The sequence below is a fragment of the Frankia sp. EI5c genome, from assembly GCF_001636565.1.
Classification (GTDB): domain Bacteria; phylum Actinomycetota; class Actinomycetes; order Frankiales; family Frankiaceae; genus Parafrankia.
The window spans coordinates 1-17,215 of sequence record NZ_LRTK01000089.1 but is presented as its reverse complement, the minus strand read 5'-3'; the positions used below and the strand labels follow the sequence as shown (position 1 = coordinate 17,215).

Below are 17,215 nucleotides of genomic sequence, written 5' to 3'. Positions count from 1 at the left end.
GCAGCCCGACTGGTCGCTTAGAGTGCATATGGTCGTAAATCTGCTGCGCGAGTTCGGAAGGATCGATGAACCTGCGCGCGAGCTGGTCCATTGCTACCCCCNTAGGGATCGGGCGCAGACTTGTTCCTACGTCNCCAGGTGGCGGGGCGCCGTGCTGTTCGAGTAATTCCCGCAGCGCATTCTGTGTCTGCTGCGCCCGGATCGCTCGCTCTGCCAGCTCGTCTAGCCGTCTACTGAGCATCCCGGACTCGGTCATCAGGTCGTCCAGCTCCCGCCCGGCGGCTTCATAGGCCGCTGTCAGGGTGGTGACCAGGTCGGTCGGCTCCGTGCTCACGAAGGTCAGATTACAGACAGAACCTCAAGATGTCCACTGGCGAGTTAAATAGTAATTTCTCTGTTTAACCAAGGCTGCGGTCACTGGTGGTAGCTGTGGTTGCCCGCATGGGGCACGCAGGTTCCCGGTCCAGGTCACCGCCGAGCCGGTGAAGGCCGCGCTGCCGAAGGTGGCGGTCACGTCGTTGTTGTAGGCGGCGTCGTCGAGCACCCCGGCGAGCGCGTCGGTGAAGGTCACGCCGGTGAACGCCCCGCTCGCGGTGTTCGTCGCGGTCACGGTGTAGGTCACCGTCCCGCCCTGGGCCACGGAGGTCGCGCTCGCCGCCTTCGTGATCACGATCGGGCCGGCGGTGACGGCGAGGGTGAGCGCCCGGGTCGCGGTCTGGCTGAAGGCGTCCGTCACCTGGACGGTGAACGGGTAGCTGCCGGCGGTGGTGGGAGTACCCGACAGCAGGCCGGTGGACGGGTTGAGGCTGAGCCCCGGCGGCAGGCTGCCGGAGCTGACCGCCCAGGTGAACGGGGCGGTTCCGCCGGTGACCGTGAGCTGCTGGCTGTAGGCGATGCCGACCTGCGCGGCCGGCGGTGCCGGGANGGGCAGGCTCGGCGGCGGCGCGATGGTCAGGGTGAGGTTGCGGGTTGCCGCCTGGTTGAACGCGTCCACCACCCGCACGGCGAACGAGGCGGTGCCCGCGGTGGTCGGGGTGCCCGACAGCAGCCCGGTGGCCGGGTTGAGGGTGAGGCCGGCCGGCAGCGCGCCGGCGCTCACCGACCAGGTGAACGGCCCGGTTCCGCCGGAGACGGTGAACTGGTTGGTGTAGGGCACGGCGACCTCGCCGTCGGGCGGTGCCGGGAACGGCAGCGTCGGCGCCGCGGCTACCGGGATCGTCAGCTGCTGTGTCGCCGCCTGGCCGCTGGCGTCCACCACCCGCACGGTGAAGGTGTAGTTCCCGGCGGTGGTCGGGGTGCCCGTCACCTGCCCGGTGGCGGCGTTGACGGTGAGGCCCGGCGGGAGGCTGCCGGCGCTGATCGACCAGGTGTAGGGGGCGGTTCCGCCGGTCACGGTGAACGTGGTGCTGTAGGCAGCGCCCACCTCACCGGCCGGGGGCGCCGGCAGCGCCAGGCTGGGGGAGATGTTCACGGTGACCGNGGAGGAGACCGCCGAGGCCGGGCCGGTGCCGGCGGCGTTGGTCGCCGCCACCGTGAACGTGTAGGTGGTGCCGCCGGTCAGCCCGGTGACCGTGCGGGTGGTCGCGGTGCCGGTGAACGTCTGCGGCGTCTGGGCGACCCCGTCGACGTACGGAGTGATCACGTACCCCGTGATCGGGCTGCCGTTGNTCGCCGGGACGGTCCAGGAGAGGGTGGCCGACTGGGTACCCGCGCTCAGCGCGGTGATCGACGGGGCGCCGGGCAGGGCATAGGGCACCACCGCGGCCGAGAGCGGGCTGGCGGTGCCGGTACCGATCGCGTTCACCGCCTGCACGGTGAAGGTGTACGAGCCGCCCGCGGTCAGCCCGGTCAGTGTCCGGGTGGTCGTCGAGGCGTTGAAGGGCACCGGAGCCTNGGCCACCNCGTTCAGATAGGGCGTGACGAGGTAACCGGTGATCGGGCTGCCGTTGTCCGCCGGCGCGACCCAGCTCACGGTGGCACTGGTGACCCCGGCCGTGGCGGTGGGCGCCGCGGGCGTGGCGNGGGCGGCGGTGTAGGCGTAGGACGCGACTCCGGCCACGCCGTAGGTCACGACGGTCACCCCGACGGTGGTGGCGTTCGACCGGGCGGGCATCGAGGAGATCGACAGCGAGCCGTTCGGGTTCACGGTGAAGCAGTCCGCGGCGGGGCCGGTTTCGCANGGCAGCAGCACGACCGGGGTGCCGGCCCGCTGCTCGGCGGTGGTGCCGATCTCGATCGCGGTGGCGTTGGCGAGGTTGGTGCCGGTCACGGTGACCGCGCCCCCGCCCGAGGTTGGTCCCGAGGTCGGGGAGAGCGCCAACGACGTCGGCGTCGCCGGCACGGTGCCGGCCGTCGTGGTGTTCGTGTAGCCGGGTGCGGCATCGGCCGCGGCGGACGAGCTGGGCGAGGTGCTCTGGATCAGCGCCGGGGTGACTCCCGTCCCGGTCACGATCGCCACCACGGTGATCGGTGGCAGGCTTGACCCGCCGCTGAACGGCCCGTTGCCGTTGGTACAGGTGATGCTCCGCCCGACGGGTGCCGCGCAGACCCACCCCGAACCGAACGCCCCGACCGGCACGACGTTGACCGGCACGGTCTGGGTGACCGAGATGGGCTGGGCCACCCCCGCCCCCGAGCCGACACCCGCCGTGACGGTGTAGTTGACCGGGTCTCCAGGCTGCGGGCTCGCCCCGTTGTAGCTCGTCGTCGCCACGGTGAGCTGGGGGACGGTGGAGACCGTGGACACCACGGCGTCGTCGATCTCGTGGAACTCGGTCAGCGAGCCGGTGCTGCCGACCCAGCCGAACGCGAGCTGCCGCGGGATGCCGTTCGCGTCCGTCCAGGACGTCGACGGGTACAGACCGTTCGGGACCTGCGGCAGCGGGCCGGCCAGGACCCGGGTCGCGCCCGTGACCGGGGTGACCGCCAGACGGTATGTGCCGGCGGGGGCGGTCGCCCCGGAGTCGGCGACGATCGGCTGGCTGGTGGGGTTGATGATCACCTCGACCGGCATCTCCGCGGCCGAGCGGTTGCTGGCCCGCAGCGTCAGTGCCGGTGAGGACGTCGTCGTCGCGGTGCTGTTGACCGCGCAGTACCCGAGCGTCCCGTTGCCGGGGCCGCGCACGACGATCTGGCCGGGCACCCGCCCGCCNGAGGAGATGTAGGGCGGGTCGGTGCAGTTGGTCCCCTCGTACTGGTTGTTGCTGAAGTTCCCGTAGATGTCCAGGCCGATGCCCAGGTAGGCGTTGCTCAGTCCGACCTGGCTCGGCCGCGCGGGCGAGTAGCCGAGCGCGCCGCCGGGCTGACCGAGGTTCGCCGGTGCTGTCGGCGTCTGCGGGTTGACGGCCGCCAGCACCAGTGACAGGCCGTCGGCACTTCCGGAGCCGCCGTAGATGTAGGCGTTGAAGTTGATGACCAGCCCCTGCGAAGTCGGAACGCTGGTCGCGCCGAAGACGCCACCGACCCGGTTGGTCACGCTGTCGGTCAGCCGCAGCTTCCCGGAGCCCGAACTGTCCAGGCTGGACGAACAGGAACGCAGCACGCCGCTGGTCGAGTTGTTCCGGGCGGTGAGGCAGGCGACGTTTCCGCCGTTTCCCGGCNGGAGTGCCGGCAGCACCNCCGCGCCCGTCCCGTTGGCCGTGTTGTTGTGGAACNGCTGGTTGAAAACCACCGTGCCGGCGGCGAACGCCGGGCGCGGTACCAGAGTTGTTATCGACCCGGGGAGCAGGGCGGTAGCGAGTACGAGTACCAGAAACCGCACGGAAAGCCGGCCCCGGAACCTCGGGGATCTCTTCCGGTGATGTGCCTGCGCCGCGTCCATTACGAAAAGGCTACCTATCGACTACGCAGAGTAGTCGGCAGGCGCGTGGGTTACCGATCCGGCGTGTCGCGCCCATCATCCGGAGCCTCACCAATAAGGTCCGTGGCAAGGTCATTGTCCGGAACGGCGGGAACGGCGACGGTATCCGATTCGGTTTCGGTGGTGCCGGAATCCTCGCGCTCACGCAATTTCCGGGCGGCCGCCAGCACACGGGCCCGGTACTGGCGCCGGGCGATCAGCCCGAGCACCAGGAAGGCCGCCACGCCGCCCAGAACCATGGCAGCCCTGGCCAGCGGAAAAACGACCACCGAGGTCTCCGCGTGTTCCAAGGGCCCGTTCTTCAGCGCAAAGGCGACCTCGGCCCGGCACAGGCACATCGCGGGCGGGTCGTCCCATTGCGCCGTGACGTTTCNGGTCGCCCCGCGCGGTACGGNGAAATCCGGGAACGGCACCANCCGACCGCCGACCCGGACGTGCAGCCGGCCGTTGTCACCGCGAAAGTCGCGGTGCACGGTCCCGGTATTCTGGAACGTCGCCGAAATCCGGATCGGCCCGCCCGTCGCGAACGACGGCGACTCGAGCCTGGTGATGNGAACCGTGTCGTCCACCGGGCCCGGAACGGTGATGTACAGGGGTGTGCTGATGCCGCGGTTCAGCCGGATCTGCCCACCCTCCGTCGGCGCCGGCACCATGAACAACAGCGCGACGTGATGGTCGCCGGGCTCCNGGTTCGGCGGCATCTTGATCCTGGCCAGGACGTCCTGCCGGGTGCCCGGTTCCAGGTGGAATCTCGCCGGCGCGACCGTGACCCAGTCCATCGCCGAATACGGTGCCTCCTCCCGCAGGAGGTGGACCCGGCCCTCCTCGTCGGCGGTGAACCCGGCGTGGCTGACCACCAGGTCGAGGGCCTGCCGCCCCCGGTTGGTCACCGTGAACCTGTGCTCACCGTCGATCTCGTCCGGCTCGATGGCGAGCCGGGTCGGACTGACCGAGAGCCCGAAGTCGTGTTCGGGCGGGGGGCCCGGTGCCGGCACCGGTGCCGGCGCGGCGGTGGCCGGCCCGGCCCCGAGCGGGGCGAGCGCCCCGCACAGGCAGGCCAGCGCCAGAAGGATCAGGCAGCCGCGGCCGCGGCCGGGGTCGAACCTGTGGCCGTGTGTCCGCCCGGTCACCGCTGCGCCACCGACATCACGTTCCCCTCCCCGGCCGCTTCTGTCCGGTTTCCGGCCCGACCACCGTTAAGTCCGCGCGAAACTCCGCCAGGCGGTCGAGCCGGAAACCGAATGATTACTACAGCGTGGTGGCCACGTAGTCGAGGACTGCCGTGTAGGTGTCCGGGCGGACAAACGGTATCGTCATCTGGTATTCGGTCGATAGGGTGTCACCGGCCTCGGCCGANGGTGTGGCCTGGGTGAACACCTCGACCGGCACCCCGAATTGGAGCGGTTCGAAGGTCCCGGTAGTTCCCTCCCGAACCTCCAGGTCTCCGATGGGAATGCTGTCGGTGTTTCCCACCGTCGCCGGTTCGANGGTCGCCGTCTGCGGCTCGACTGTAAGGTTGTAGCCCTCGAAGTTGTTGGTGGTTACGAGCACCGTGACCGGCGCGGCGGTCGTGACCGTTTCTCCCGGGTTTCCGGTCAGGGTGAAACTGGCGGGCAGGCCGGTGAGCGTGATAGCGGACCCGACCACCACCTGTGCCGTCGTGGACTGGGTCGCCGTCTGTCCTGGAACGGCATTCGCCTCGAAGCTCATTCCCCCAACAACCGTCGCAACCGTCACCGCAGCCACCACACCGCTCCTGAGCGTGGTGCGCGATCCGCCTTTCTTGGACATCCCAGACTCCACTCGCTCGAAACAACTGGGTGAAGTCTTCGAGCTGAGTTTCACCNCGTCAAGATGGTCGGGGAGGTGAACTGGAATGTCCCGGCTGCCCTGGGAGAAGGCGAACGAGGTCCCGGTGCGCGGCCCGGCGAAGATGTCTTCCAGATGCCGGATACCGGCCGGCCAGTCGGAATCTCCAGGCCGCTTGAGCGGCCCGTGGCCGAGCTTCCGAGAATCGTTTCTCACCCGTCGGGGGTGAGCATCCGGTGCCACCGGTGTGGTGGCTGACGAACTCTTCGCCGCCGCTGTAGACGTTGGTCCCCTCGTCCAGTGCGGAGGTGTGCGGATGACCGCATCGCCCTTTCAGGCCGGGTGGCCCGGGTTCAGGTCGTTGACGTCCTGGAAGCTGAGCTGCCGCAGCGGGCCGCCGGCCGCCCCGTCGGCCGGTTCGATCACGAAGGCGGAGTGGTCGCCGACGTCCGTCACCGACAGCACCCGTCCGGCGAACCAGGCAGGTGGGTCGGTGAGGACCGGGACCCCACCGGGCCCCTCCGACCAGCCGCAGTGGGCGAACTTGTCGATCTCGTCGCCGGTCTGCTCGCCGAACAGCTCCGCCAGGGGCCGGTTGCCGACGTCCAGCAGGTGCACGGCGAGATGGGTGGCACGGCGGGCCNCGCCGAACGTGTGGTTGTTGTGCGAGATGCAGACCAGGTAGCGGGGCGGGTCGATGCCGCACTGGGTGTGGAAGCCGACGAGGCAGCCGCTGCGTTCGCCGTCCACGGCGGTCGTCACCACCGCCATGGGGTAGCTGATGGCGCTGACGGCGTCGTGGAACGCGCTCGACTCGGCCATGATGTGGCTGCTCCTCCGTGCCTGCGTGCCACCTGACGATCTGTCGGTGTGGCACCAGCGGCCTTCCCCGGCCTACGCCGTTCCATGCCTACGAAATCAGTGGCCCGTGTACTTCTCAGTGGTCCGTGTACTTCCCGCTACAGCTGTAGGTGCGGGCCTTGCCGTCCTTGTCGTCGTCGACGTAGTGGAGCTTGAGGTCGCCGCTGTAGATCCAGCCGGCGGTGGTGGTGCCGTCGAGGCGGGCCCACCACCAGACGTTGTCGTACTTGTTGACGACGCTGCAGTGCAGCCAGACCCGCAGGCCCTTGGCCAGCTTCGAGACCGTGGAGCAGGCGGCGTAGGGCCCGACTCGCAGCGCGGCCTGCTCGACGAGGACACCGTAGCCGTCCCCGTTGTAGTTGTGGCTGGGTTTCCCGGGGCACCCCGNGGTGGTTGCGCTCGGCGTGGCGGTGGGCTTGGCGGCAGGGGTTGTCCTCGGCGCCTGCGCGGGTGCGGAGGAGGCCGGTGGTGCCCCCGTCACCGGCGGCCCGCCCGGCTGGTCCGGCTGCGTCATGCCCCGCCCGCCTCCTGGCAGGGTGCTCCCGTCGGCGCCGGCCGGCGCGGTGGGGCCTGTCTGGCCGGGGCCCGCAGTGGTGAGGCCGGATGCCGCGGCAGCGGGTCCGCCGGGCCCCTGGCCGCCGGAGCCGGCCGGGTCGCCGCCGGGCCGGGGTGCGACGGCCGAGGCGGTCATGGGAGCCGACGGCGGGGGCTCGTCGGATCGGGTGAGCAGCACGGCCGCCAGGGAACACACCACGACGAACGCCACCGCGCCCAGTGCGCGGAGCAGCCGGGGCGAGCGGCCGCGGCCGGGGCCCGCCGTGAAGGCGTAGAGCGGGCGGGGAGAGTCGCCGCGCGGCCCCGGCGACCCCGGAGGCCCCGGCGGAGCAGCGGTGGGCGGGACGCGGGTCGTCTGCCGCGCCTGCTGGGTGGGCGGTTCGACCTGCTGGGTGGGCGGCTCGACCTGCTGGGTCGGTGGCTCGACCTGCTGGGTGGGCGGGTCCGGCAGGCGGGCGAGGCGGTACCGGGTGATCTCCGCGGTGACGGNGGGCGGCAGCCAGTCACTGCCGGTGTCCGGATGGTCGTGCGTGGTCAGACGTCCCACGGGGGCGGCGAACCGGCAGAGCTCGATCAGCTCCGCGGGGGTCGGCCGGGACGCGGGATCCTTCGCCATGCACCGGGACAGGATCTCGCGCAGGTCCTCCGGGCAGCCGGTCCAGTCGGGCTGCTGGTGCTCGATGCGGTGGAACACCGCCGCGTCGACCCCGAACGGTGGCCGTCCGGTGAGCGCGAAGTAGGCGGTGGCGCCGAGTGCGAAGACGTCGCCGGGCCGGTCGAGCTGCCGGCCCTGGACCTGCTCGGGTGCCATGAAGGCCGGGGTCCCGAGCCGGGTACCGGTCTGGGTCATCGCGGCTGTGGCCGCGTCGATCGCACGGGCGACCCCGAAGTCGATGACGCGGNGGCCGTCGGGGGCGAGGATGACGTTTCCCGGCTTGAGGTCCCGGTGGACCACGCCGGCGGAGTGGATCGACTGCAGCGCCTCGGCGACGCCGGCGATCAGCATCAGGACGGTCGACGGGGGCAGCCCGCCCGCCCGGGCCACGGCGACCGCGAGGGACGGCGCCGGGACGTAGACCGTGGCGACCCACGGGCGCACGGCGTCGACGTCCGCGTCGATGACCGGAACGGTGTACGGGCCCTGTACCCGCTGTGCGATCGCCACTTCCTTGGCGAACCGGGCACGGAAGTCCGGGTCGGTGGCGAACTCCGGCCGCACCACCTTGAGCGCCAGCGGACGTCCGCCGCGGGTGTGGGAGAGGTAGACCGAGCCCATGCCGCCCTCGCCGATGCGGGCCTGGAGCGGGTAGCCACTGATCTCGAACGGGTCGAAGTCGGTCAGCGGGGCGAAGATGCCCTCCCCGGAGGGCCGGGTCGCGGGCAGGGGGGAGTCGCCGAGAGGCCGCGGGCCGGTGGGCCAAGCCGGCGGCTGGTGCGGATGCGGTCCAGCAGCCGTCGGTGGCGTGGGTGGCGTGTTGCTCATCGTGCCCTCCGGGCGCCGCCGGGATCTCCGGGGAGATCCGATCGGGGCTGACCGAGAAGATCGCCCGCAGTGGATGTGTCGCGTCAAGTCCCCTTTTGCATCATATTGGCCGGGTAGCGCCGCTGGTCACGGACCCCGGGCGGGCGGTGGGCCCTGCGGGGGCACCGGCTCCGGGTCGGCCGTGGGGCCGGGAGTGGCCGCGCGTCCCAGCCGTTCGGCCAGCGCCCGGACACGATCGACGAGCTCCGGCGGTTCGAGCACATCGAAGTCCACCCCGAGGAGGGAGAGGTAGAGCGCCAGCGCGTCCAGCGAGTTGGAGCCGGTGCGGACCAGGCAGGTGCTGGCGTCCACCGCCTCGATCATCACTGAGGTGGGTGTCGTGGAGCGGGCGAGCACCTCCGCGGGCGCGTGGAAGCGCACCCGGGCCTGGTAGCGGTAGGCCGCCGTCGACACGGACCACGAGGTGAACGATCGGATGTCGTCCGCTGGTGGCTTTCGGGGGGTGAACCTGGGCCCGGTGGGTGTCTTCGGGGTCAGGCGGTCGAGCCGGAAGTTGCGCCAGTCGCCCCGGCCGGCGTCCCAGGCGAGCAGATACCAGCGCGATCCGGTGTGGACGAGGGTGTGCGGCTCGGTCACGCGCGACGTCGGCACGCCGTCGTGGTCGCGGTAGTCGAACCGCAGGCACTGGTGCTCGCGGCAGGCGGTGGCGACCGCCATGAGGACGTCGGGATCGACCGCCGAGGGATTGGCGCCGCGCAGGGAGACGGTGACGGCCTGCAGTGCCTGCACCCGGTTGCGCAACCGGGCCGGCAGCACCTGCTCCAGCTTCGCCAGGGCGCGGACGGACGATTCCGCGATCCCTTCCACCGAGCCGCCNGCGGCGGTGCGCAGACTCACCGCCACCGCGACGGCCTCGTCGTCGTCGAGGAGCAGCGGGGGCAGCTGCGCACCCGCACCGAGGCGGTACCCGCCGGCGACGCCGGATGTCGCGTGCACCGGGTAACCGAGGCCGCGGAGCTTGTCGACATCCCGACGGACGGTTCGCGGGGTGACACCCAGCCGGTCCGCCAGATCCGAGCCCGACCACTCCCGGTGGGGTCTGCAACAGCGAGAGCAGGCGGAGCAATCGGGCAGACGTCTCCAGCATGGCCACCAGTCTGCCGCGCCTCGCGGACAGGTACTGTCCCTGATCCGCCGACGGCACCGCACCGCACCGCACGGCAAGGCAGGGCAGGCAGGGCAGGCAGGGCAGCGCAGGGCTGCGGGTCGGGCCCCCGCGGTTCGGCCGCGGGCCGGGGCGTGATCCGGCCGATCCCGGGCAGATTTCGGGCGGCGTCACGGACTGGGGCCGGCGTACCCCCCAGGTGGACCCCTGGTTCCTGTACGCATGGGGAAACTGGTGGTCTGATCGAGGTCGGTGTCGGGGCCTGAGCCCGCCGCCGGTGACTCCCGGGACGCCCGGGGCGCGAGGAGGTCTTCATGTGCCATCTGTTCGCGATGAGCAGCGGTGCCGAGCGGATCGAGGCGACCTTCTGGCTGCTGGACGCGCCGGACAACCCCCGCGCGCAGACCCGGCGCCCACCTGACGGCGCCGGGTTCGGTGCCTTCGAGACGGACGGCACACCGGTGGTGCGCCGCCACGCGATCCGTTCGCGCGCCGACACGGCGTTCGCGCGGGAGGGCCAGCACGTCGCGTCGTCGACGTTCGTGGCGCATGTCCGGCATGCCTCGACCGGGCGGGTGGACGACGCCAATACTCATCCGTTCCTCCAGGATGGGCGGATCTTCGCGCACAACGNGGTCATCGAGGGCCTGGACAAGCTCGACGCCGAACTCGGCCCGGCCCGGGCGGGCGTGGGCGGTGACACCGACTCGGAGCGGTACTTCGCCNTGATCACCCGCGAGATCGCCGCGCGCGACGGCGATGTCGGCGCGGGCATCACCGCCGCCGCCAACTGGATCGCCGAGCACGTGCCGCTGTACTCGATCAACATGGTGCTGGCGACCCGGCACGATCTGTGGGCGCTTCGGTATCCGGACACCAACGGGCTACATGTGCTGCAGCGCGCACCGGGTGGGCGCAACCAGCGCCATCTCGACCACGCCAGCCCGTTCAGCGAGATCCGGGTGCGGTCGCTCGACCTTCGGACCAGGCCGGCGGTGGTGGTGGAAAGCGAGCGGATGGACGAGGACCCGCGGTGGCGGCAGATGGACAGCGGGGAACTGCTGCACGTCGGCCCGGACCTCGCTGTGACCTCTCGGCTGATCCTGGCGGGGCCTCCGGCGCGCCAGCTGAACCTCGACGACCTCCGCCCCGAGGCGGCCGCCTCGCAGACGACCGGGGTCGCGGACGTGCAGCTCCCCGCCTGAAGACGTGCGGCTCCCCGCCTGAATCAGAGTCCGCGGGGCGCGCCCCGAGGGCGGGCGGCCCACCGCGACGGGTTGCCGGCCCCGTCCACCACAGGCTGTGGATAACTTGTGGAAAGTGTGTGGAGAGCTGTGGACAGCCGGCCGGGTGCCCGCCGGCCCGATCGGGCCGGTGGACCGACCACACCCGAACACCTGCCCCGGCGCTCGCGACCGGTCCCGCCACCTGCACTGTTTCCCGGTGGTTCCGGTCATGGGCCGCCTTGCGAGGGGGTCACCCGGTCCGTGCTGAGGGTGACGATCGTCCCCTCCGCTGGCTATGGTCGTCACAGGGCCCGTCTCACCTGAGCCGCCGCTGTGGCGGAGTCCCGGCTCCCGGCTCCCCGGCCACCGGGTGAACCGCCAACTTCACCAGGCCCGGTCCTCCGCCCCCCGAATTCGCCGGGGGTGGTCCGGCAGCTCGACGAACCGGCACACCAGACGACTCTCACCCAGCGACCCGTCACCGAGCGACCTGTCACACCAACGGGGTAGATGTCGTCGTTGTCCCACCTGCCAGTCGGGGTGGCATACCCGTTCCGACCCCGTCGAGACGTGAGGAGGGCGGCGGCTTCGGGTAGGACGACCCGATCGGATCGCGGCGTCGATGACGACGATGTGACCAGCGAGAAGGGATCACGAGTGACCATGAATGTAGCCAGGACCGGGCTGTGGATGTCCGCCAGGCAGTGGCCACACGGCACGGCCGAACGTCGCGACACCGCCCAGGAACTCGCGGAGCTGGGCTACGACATGGTCTGGCTCGGCGGGGCCACCGCTGACCTGGAGCTTCCCGCGGCCCTGCTGGAGTCCACCGAGCACCTCCTTGTCGGCACCGGGATCCTCAACATCTGGACCGAGCCGGTCGACCTGTTGGCGGACACCTACGGAATGCTGGAGAAGGCCCACCCCGGCCGACTGCTGCTGGGCGTCGGCGCGGGCCACGCGCGGATGGTCGAGACCATGACGGGCCGCCGGTACCGTCGCCCGCTGACCGCGGTCGTCTCCTACCTGGACGCGCTGGACGCGGTGGGCATCCCGGAGTCCGCCCGGGTGCTGGCGGCGCTCGGGCCCCGCATGCTCGGCCTGGCGGCCCGGCGTTCGGCCGGGGCGCATCCCTACCTCGTCACCCCTGAGCACACCCGACTGGCCCGGGAAATCCTCGGTCCCGGCGCCCTGCTGGTGCCCGAGCAGAAGGTCGTGCTGGAGGTCGATGCCGACCGCGCGCGGACGATCGGCCGGGCCGCACTGTCGATCTACCTCGACCTCCCCAACTACACGAACAACCTGCGCCGGCTCGGTTTCACCGACGCGGATCTCGCCGGGGGCGGCAGCGACCGCCTGGTGGACGCGCTCATCGCCTGGGGAGACCTGGACACCGTGCGGTCACGTCTGGACGAACACCGGGCGGCCGGCGCCGACCAGGTCGCCGTGCAGATCCTCACCGGCGGCCACGAGCTGCCCCGGGAGCAGTGGCGTGCCCTGGCCACGGGGCTCGAGCTGCGGCGATCCGCGGTGGTCGGCGCCAGCCCGGCCGGCTCGCCCTGATCCGCTTCCGGCAACGGGATTCCGCCGTCTGACCGGATTTGTCGTCCGACAGATTCTCCGGCGGAGTTTGCGCGCTCCTCGGGAAATCACGCTGCGGGCAGGTCGGCACACCCGTACCGCCCTGCCCCCGACGCCGCGGTTCCGCCTGGCCTGTCGGGAGTCCGACAGGCCAGGCGCCTTTCGGCCACCCCCGCGTTCGGAAAGTGTCGGCTGGCGATGAAAGCATCGGTCCAGCGGCGGCGGACGCCTGGTCGCTGCAGCGTCGATATGACCATGAAGGGAGCGTGATGATCGAGGCACGTGGGCTGACGAAGCGCTACGGGAGCACCCTGGCGGTGAACGCCCTGTCCTTCTCCGTGCAGCCCGGCAGGGTGACAGGATTTCTCGGCCCCAACGGCGCCGGAAAGTCCACGACGATGCGCATGATTCTCGGGCTGGACCGGCCGTCGGCCGGCGATGTCCGGATCGGCGGTCGCCGGTACACCGACCTGAAACAACCACTGCGCGAGGTGGGCGCGCTCCTGGACGCAAAATGGGTGCACCCCAACCGCTCCGCGCGGGCCCATCTGCGCTGGATGGCGGCGGCCAACCGGATTCCGGCCAGCCGCGTCGACGAGGTCCTGGAGATCGTCGGCCTCACGGCCGTCGCCGGTCGCCGGGCCGGGAGCTACTCGCTCGGCATGGCGCAGCGCCTGGGCATCGCCGTCGCGCTGTTGGGTGACCCGGGCGTCCTCCTGTTCGACGAGCCGGTGAACGGCCTGGACCCGGAGGGCATTCTCTGGATCCGCCAGTTCATGCACCGCCTGGCGGACGAGGGCCGCACGGTCTTCGTGTCCAGCCACCTGCTGTCCGAGATGGCGCTCACCGCCCAGGACCTGGTCGTCATCGGCCGTGGTCGGCTCATCGCGCAGACGAGCACCAAGAACTTCATCGACTCGGCCTCCGACTCCTCGGTGCGGGTGCGCGGGCCGGAGCTGGCGCGGCTGCACAGCGTGCTCAGCGGCCAGGGCCTGGCCGTGCAGGAGNCCCCGGCGACCCAGGACGCCCCGGCCACGCTGATCGTGCGCGGCAGCTCCACCGAGCAGGTGGGCGAGCTGGCTGGAGCCGTCGGGCTGGTGCTGCACGAGCTCACGGCCTCCCAGGGCTCCCTGGAACAGGCCTTCATCCAGATGACCAGCGGTGAGGTCGAGTACCACGCCGGCGGCGTCGCGCCGGCCGGCTTCCCTCCGCCCGGGGCCGTCCCGCCGCCCGGCGGTGGATCCGGCCCGACGGCGCAGAACCCCGTCGTTCCCGGCGGAAACGCCGGTTCGGCCACGCCTCCGCCACTCCCGCAGCCTCCGCCACTCCCGCAGCCTCCGCCACTCCCGCAGCCTCCGCCACTCCCGCAGCCTCCGCCACTCCCGCCGCCTCCGCCACTCCAGCAGCCACTGGCACCGCCACAGCCACTGGCACCGCCGCAGCCACCGTCACCGCCCGCCACACAGCCCGGGGCCGATGCCGGGANGGTCGGCAAGCCATGACACTTCTGACAGTTGAGCGGATCAAGCTGTTCTCCACCCGGTCGCCCTGGTGGTGCATGATCGTGGCTGTCGCGCTGACCGTCGGCCTGACCGCCATCTTCAGCGCCGCGACCAAGTCCAGCCAGCTGGCTGACCTGACTCCGGCCGCCACCCAGTTCGCCTACAACTTCGGGCTGGTCGTCATGATGGTGATGGCAGCACTGGCCGTCACCAACGAGTACCGGTTCGGGACGATCAGGTCGACGTTCCTCGCCGCCCCCGACCGCACCTCGGCGCTGTTGGCGAAGGCGGCGGTGGTCGCCGGGCTCGCCGGGATCGTCGGAGAGATCACGGCGGTGGCTTCCTGGGGCGTCGCCAAGGTGATCCAGCCGGATGCCCCGCTGGCACTCGACACCGCGCAGGAATACCGCAACGTCTTCGGCGTCGGGCTGATCTACCTGTTGGCCGCGCTCTTCGCCGTCGGCCTCGCGCTCCTGATCCGGCACACCGCCGGGGCGATCGTGGTCATGCTCGTGTACCTGCTTCTCGCCGAGAGCCTCCTGCCGGTCATCCCCCGGATCGGGGACCACCTCCAGGACTGGCTGCCGTTCATCGTCGGCAACAACTTCATCGTCGCGGGGCAGACCGAGACGAGCGACGGGCCACCGGTCATCGAGGGCCTGCCCTTCGGGCCCTGGGGATCGCTCCTCTACTTCGCGGCGGTCTGTGCCGGCGTGGTGGCGCTCGGCCTCGTCTCCGCCAAGCGCCGGGACGCCTGAGCGGCGGCGCCCTCCGCACCACCCGCACCCCCGACCGCTCGTCACCAGCCTGGTTCTGGCCGGTGACGAGCGGTTTCAAGGATGTAGCGGATGCGTCGCCACCCGCCCGCACGGGTAGCGAACATTCCGATGCGACAGCGATGGCCGCGGGCCTGGAACCCTGATCCGGGGTACTTCTCCGTCACCTCGGCGGCACGGGTCGCAATAGTCGCGCCCGCCCTGCTCGCGATCGTCGTCATGTTCGTCGGCAATGTGCGGATGAGCCTGTTCACCTGGTTCAGCGTCATCGCGCTGCTGGAGTTCGTCGACTTCGAAGGCCCACGGCGCTCCCGGCTCAACGCCTATCTCACGTTGGCGGTAGCCGGCGCCGCGCTGATCGTGGTGGGAACGCTGTGCTCGGGCTCGCTGCCCCTCGCGGTGTTCATGACGGCTGTTGTCGCGTTCGTCATCATGTTCGCCGGCGTCCTCCACCCCTATGTGGCGGTGGCGGGACGTTCCGCATTGCTCGCATTCGCCCTGTCGGTGATGACACCCGGCCCGGTCAGCGCCATACCGGAACGGCTGGCGGGATGGTGCCTGGGCGCCGCGGGTTCGATCACGGCCGCGATGTTTCTGTGGCCTCGCCGTCCACCCGACCGGCTGCGCGCGAACATGGCGGCGGCCTCCCGGGCCCTCGCTGACGGCGTGACCTGGCATTCGTCAGCGGCCTGTCAGGCCCCGCCGCCCGCGGTAGGGGCGGGGGTCGAGACGGCGGGGGTGGCGGCCGCGGGCGTGGCGGCCGCGAAGGCGGAGGCCGCGGCGGCGGAGGCGGAGGCCGCGGCGGAGAAGGAGACGGCCAACGCCTGGGCCCAACTGCGGCGACTGCGGCGTGAGTTCGCCGCGACGGTCCACCGGCCCACCGGCCTCGGCGGCCGGGCCGCGGCGCTCGGCTACGTCTTCATCGATCTCAACTGGCTGTTGCCGTTCGCGCTGCCGTGGCCGGAGCGGGACCGCGCGGCGCGAGCCGGCTTCCCCGCCGAGGCCGCCGAGCTGCACTCCGCCGTGGCGGCCACACTGCGCGCGGTCGCGGCCCGCTTCGACCCGTCCGACCAGGGCGGGACGCAGCCCGCTTACTGCCGCTGTGCTGGTGGCCGCCAGGGGGACCACGCCGCCGTGGGAGATGACCGCCTCGGGATGGCGCGCCTCGAACGCGCCGAACGCGCCATGCGCACCGCGCTGCTGCGACGACTGCGCAGCGAGGACCCGGCGAGCGCCGACGGCTTCCCGCGCGCTGAGCTCGCGGCCGCCGAGGCGTTCCGGCTGCGCCGGCTCGCGCGGGGGACCCGAGACCTGGCACTGGACGTCCTGAAGGCCACCGCGCCCGCCCGCGGCCGGGGTCGCCCGGCGAAACGGCCGCGACCCCGGCCCGGAGCGGCGCGGCTGCGCAACCGGGTACGCGACCGGGGAGCGGCCGCTGCCGATCTTGCCGCCGGCTATGCCAGCTCGCGGTCGGTGTGGTTCCGCAACAGCGTGCGCAGGGCACTCGGGCTCGCGCTGGCCGTGGTCGTCTCCCAGGCGGTCGGCGTCGACCATGCGTTCTGGGTTGTGCTGGGAACCCTGTCGGTCCTGCGTACCAACGCGGTGGCGACCAACACCGCGGCCGCGCGGGCGCTGGCCGGCACCGTGCTGGGTATCGTCGTCGGCGGCCTGGCCGTCGCCGCCGCCGGTGGCCACACCGCCGGGCTGTGGGCTGTTCTTCCGCCCGCGGTCTTCCTCGGCAGCTACGCCCGCCGCCGGGCGGGTTTCGCCCTCGGGCAGGCCGGTTTCACGATCGCGGTGATCCTGCTGTTCAACATCGTCGAACCGGCGGGATGGAAGATCGGGATCGTCCGGGTCGAGGACGTCCTGATCGGGTTCGCGGTCAGCATGGTCGCCGGGGCGCTGCTGTGGCCGCGCGGCGCCGTGGCGGTGCTGCGGAACCGCGCCGAAGCCGCCTACCTGACCGCCGTGGCCTTTCTGGAGACCGTGGTGTCCCTGCTCCCCGGCAGTCACCCGGCCGGGCGGGAGCCCGCTCCCGAGCCCCAGCCCCAGGCCGCCCGCCAGGAGCAGCCGGTGCGGGCGGTGGACGCGACCGGGTCGGCGGTGGACGCGACCGGGTCGGCGGTGGACGCGGCGGCGCGGGGACGGGAGGCGATCCGGGCCGGCCGCCTCCTCGATGACACCGTGCGGCACTTCCTGGCGGAGGACCCCCCGGAGCGTTTCGACATCGACGCGCTGATGATGATCGTCGCGGCGGCCCAGCGGATCAGGCGGACAGCCCTGGTGCTGCGGCGGGGGGACGTCAACTGGCCGGCTGATCTGCCCGCTGTCGATGAGACCACGGGGCTCGGCGCGGCCCTCGTCGAGGCACAGGACGCCCGCGCCGAGGATCTGGACG

Annotated in this window: 7 protein-coding genes and 13 pseudogenes; 7 read left to right on the top strand and 13 right to left on the bottom strand. The window is 71.6% G+C overall.

Features of this window, described 5'->3' with window-relative positions; translation table 11 throughout:
* Positions 1-358: 358 nt before the first annotated feature.
* From UG55_RS42575 to UG55_RS42505, 13 genes and pseudogenes are all read right to left on the bottom strand, one after another.
* Positions 359-924, bottom strand: a pseudogene (locus UG55_RS42575) (putative Ig domain-containing protein); the annotation flags it as partial.
* 1 nt (position 925) lies between these two features.
* A partial coding sequence (locus UG55_RS42570; RefSeq protein ID WP_255360522.1) for an Ig domain-containing protein occupies positions 926-1,471 on the bottom strand: 546 nt, incomplete at its 3' end.
* Positions 1,472-1,480: 9 nt separating this feature from the next.
* A pseudogene (locus UG55_RS42565) lies at positions 1,481-1,667 on the bottom strand (fibronectin type III domain-containing protein); the annotation flags it as partial.
* 1 nt (position 1,668) lies between these two features.
* Positions 1,669-1,893: pseudogene (locus tag UG55_RS42560) on the bottom strand (fibronectin type III domain-containing protein); the annotation flags it as partial.
* A 9-nt stretch (positions 1,894-1,902) separates the two neighbouring features.
* Positions 1,903-2,021 (bottom strand): annotated as a pseudogene (locus tag UG55_RS45720) (fibronectin type III domain-containing protein); the annotation flags it as partial.
* 159 nt (positions 2,022-2,180) lie between these two features.
* Positions 2,181-3,013, bottom strand: an 833-nt coding sequence (locus tag UG55_RS42550; protein ID WP_242424999.1) for an IPT/TIG domain-containing protein, incomplete at its 3' end; no start/stop codon positions are given.
* A gap of 2,334 nt (positions 3,014-5,347) precedes the next feature.
* A pseudogene (locus UG55_RS42545) lies at positions 5,348-5,650 on the bottom strand (hypothetical protein); the annotation flags it as partial.
* Positions 5,651-6,001: 351 nt separating this feature from the next.
* Positions 6,002-6,311: pseudogene (locus UG55_RS42540) on the bottom strand (flavin reductase family protein); the annotation flags it as partial.
* A 1-nt stretch (position 6,312) separates the two neighbouring features.
* A partial coding sequence (locus tag UG55_RS42535) for a flavin reductase (RefSeq protein ID WP_255360521.1) occupies positions 6,313-6,490 on the bottom strand: 178 nt, incomplete at its 3' end.
* A 1,084-nt stretch (positions 6,491-7,574) separates the two neighbouring features.
* A pseudogene (locus UG55_RS42520) lies at positions 7,575-7,986 on the bottom strand (protein kinase); the annotation flags it as partial.
* A 1-nt stretch (position 7,987) separates the two neighbouring features.
* Positions 7,988-8,567 (bottom strand): serine/threonine-protein kinase (locus tag UG55_RS42515; RefSeq protein WP_242424998.1); only part of this gene is annotated, 580 nt, incomplete at its 3' end.
* A gap of 126 nt (positions 8,568-8,693) precedes the next feature.
* Positions 8,694-9,443: pseudogene (locus tag UG55_RS42510) on the bottom strand (helix-turn-helix transcriptional regulator); the annotation flags it as partial.
* Between the two features lies 1 nt (position 9,444).
* Positions 9,445-9,714, bottom strand: a pseudogene (locus UG55_RS42505) (helix-turn-helix transcriptional regulator); the annotation flags it as partial.
* A 332-nt stretch (positions 9,715-10,046) separates the two neighbouring features.
* On the opposite strand from UG55_RS42505, the pseudogene UG55_RS42500 reads away from it, so the two are divergent.
* From UG55_RS42500 to UG55_RS23615, 7 genes and pseudogenes are all read left to right on the top strand, one after another.
* Positions 10,047-10,365, top strand: a pseudogene (locus UG55_RS42500) (class II glutamine amidotransferase); the annotation flags it as partial.
* 1 nt (position 10,366) lies between these two features.
* Positions 10,367-10,457 (top strand): annotated as a pseudogene (locus tag UG55_RS42495) (class II glutamine amidotransferase); the annotation flags it as partial.
* Between the two features lies 1 nt (position 10,458).
* Positions 10,459-10,937 (top strand): annotated as a pseudogene (locus UG55_RS42490) (class II glutamine amidotransferase); the annotation flags it as partial.
* Between the two features lie 678 nt (positions 10,938-11,615).
* The gene (locus UG55_RS23630) at positions 11,616-12,521 is read left to right on the top strand and encodes an LLM class F420-dependent oxidoreductase (RefSeq protein WP_066073246.1); all 906 of its coding nucleotides are present in this window, start codon (positions 11,616-11,618) and stop codon (positions 12,519-12,521) included.
* A 287-nt stretch (positions 12,522-12,808) separates the two neighbouring features.
* Positions 12,809-13,546 (top strand): annotated as a pseudogene (locus UG55_RS42485) (ABC transporter ATP-binding protein); the annotation flags it as partial.
* A 491-nt stretch (positions 13,547-14,037) separates the two neighbouring features.
* Complete coding sequence (locus UG55_RS23620; protein WP_066073240.1) at positions 14,038-14,799, top strand: ABC transporter permease; 762 nt, start codon at positions 14,038-14,040, stop codon at positions 14,797-14,799.
* Between the two features lie 129 nt (positions 14,800-14,928).
* A partial coding sequence (locus UG55_RS23615; protein WP_066073237.1) for an FUSC family protein occupies positions 14,929-17,215 on the top strand: 2,287 nt, incomplete at its 3' end.

Coding starts and splice junctions, on each gene's coding strand:
- UG55_RS23620 (WP_066073240.1), top strand. CDS start 14,038: ATGACACTTCTGACAGTTGAGCGGATCAAGCTGTTCTCCACCCGGTCG.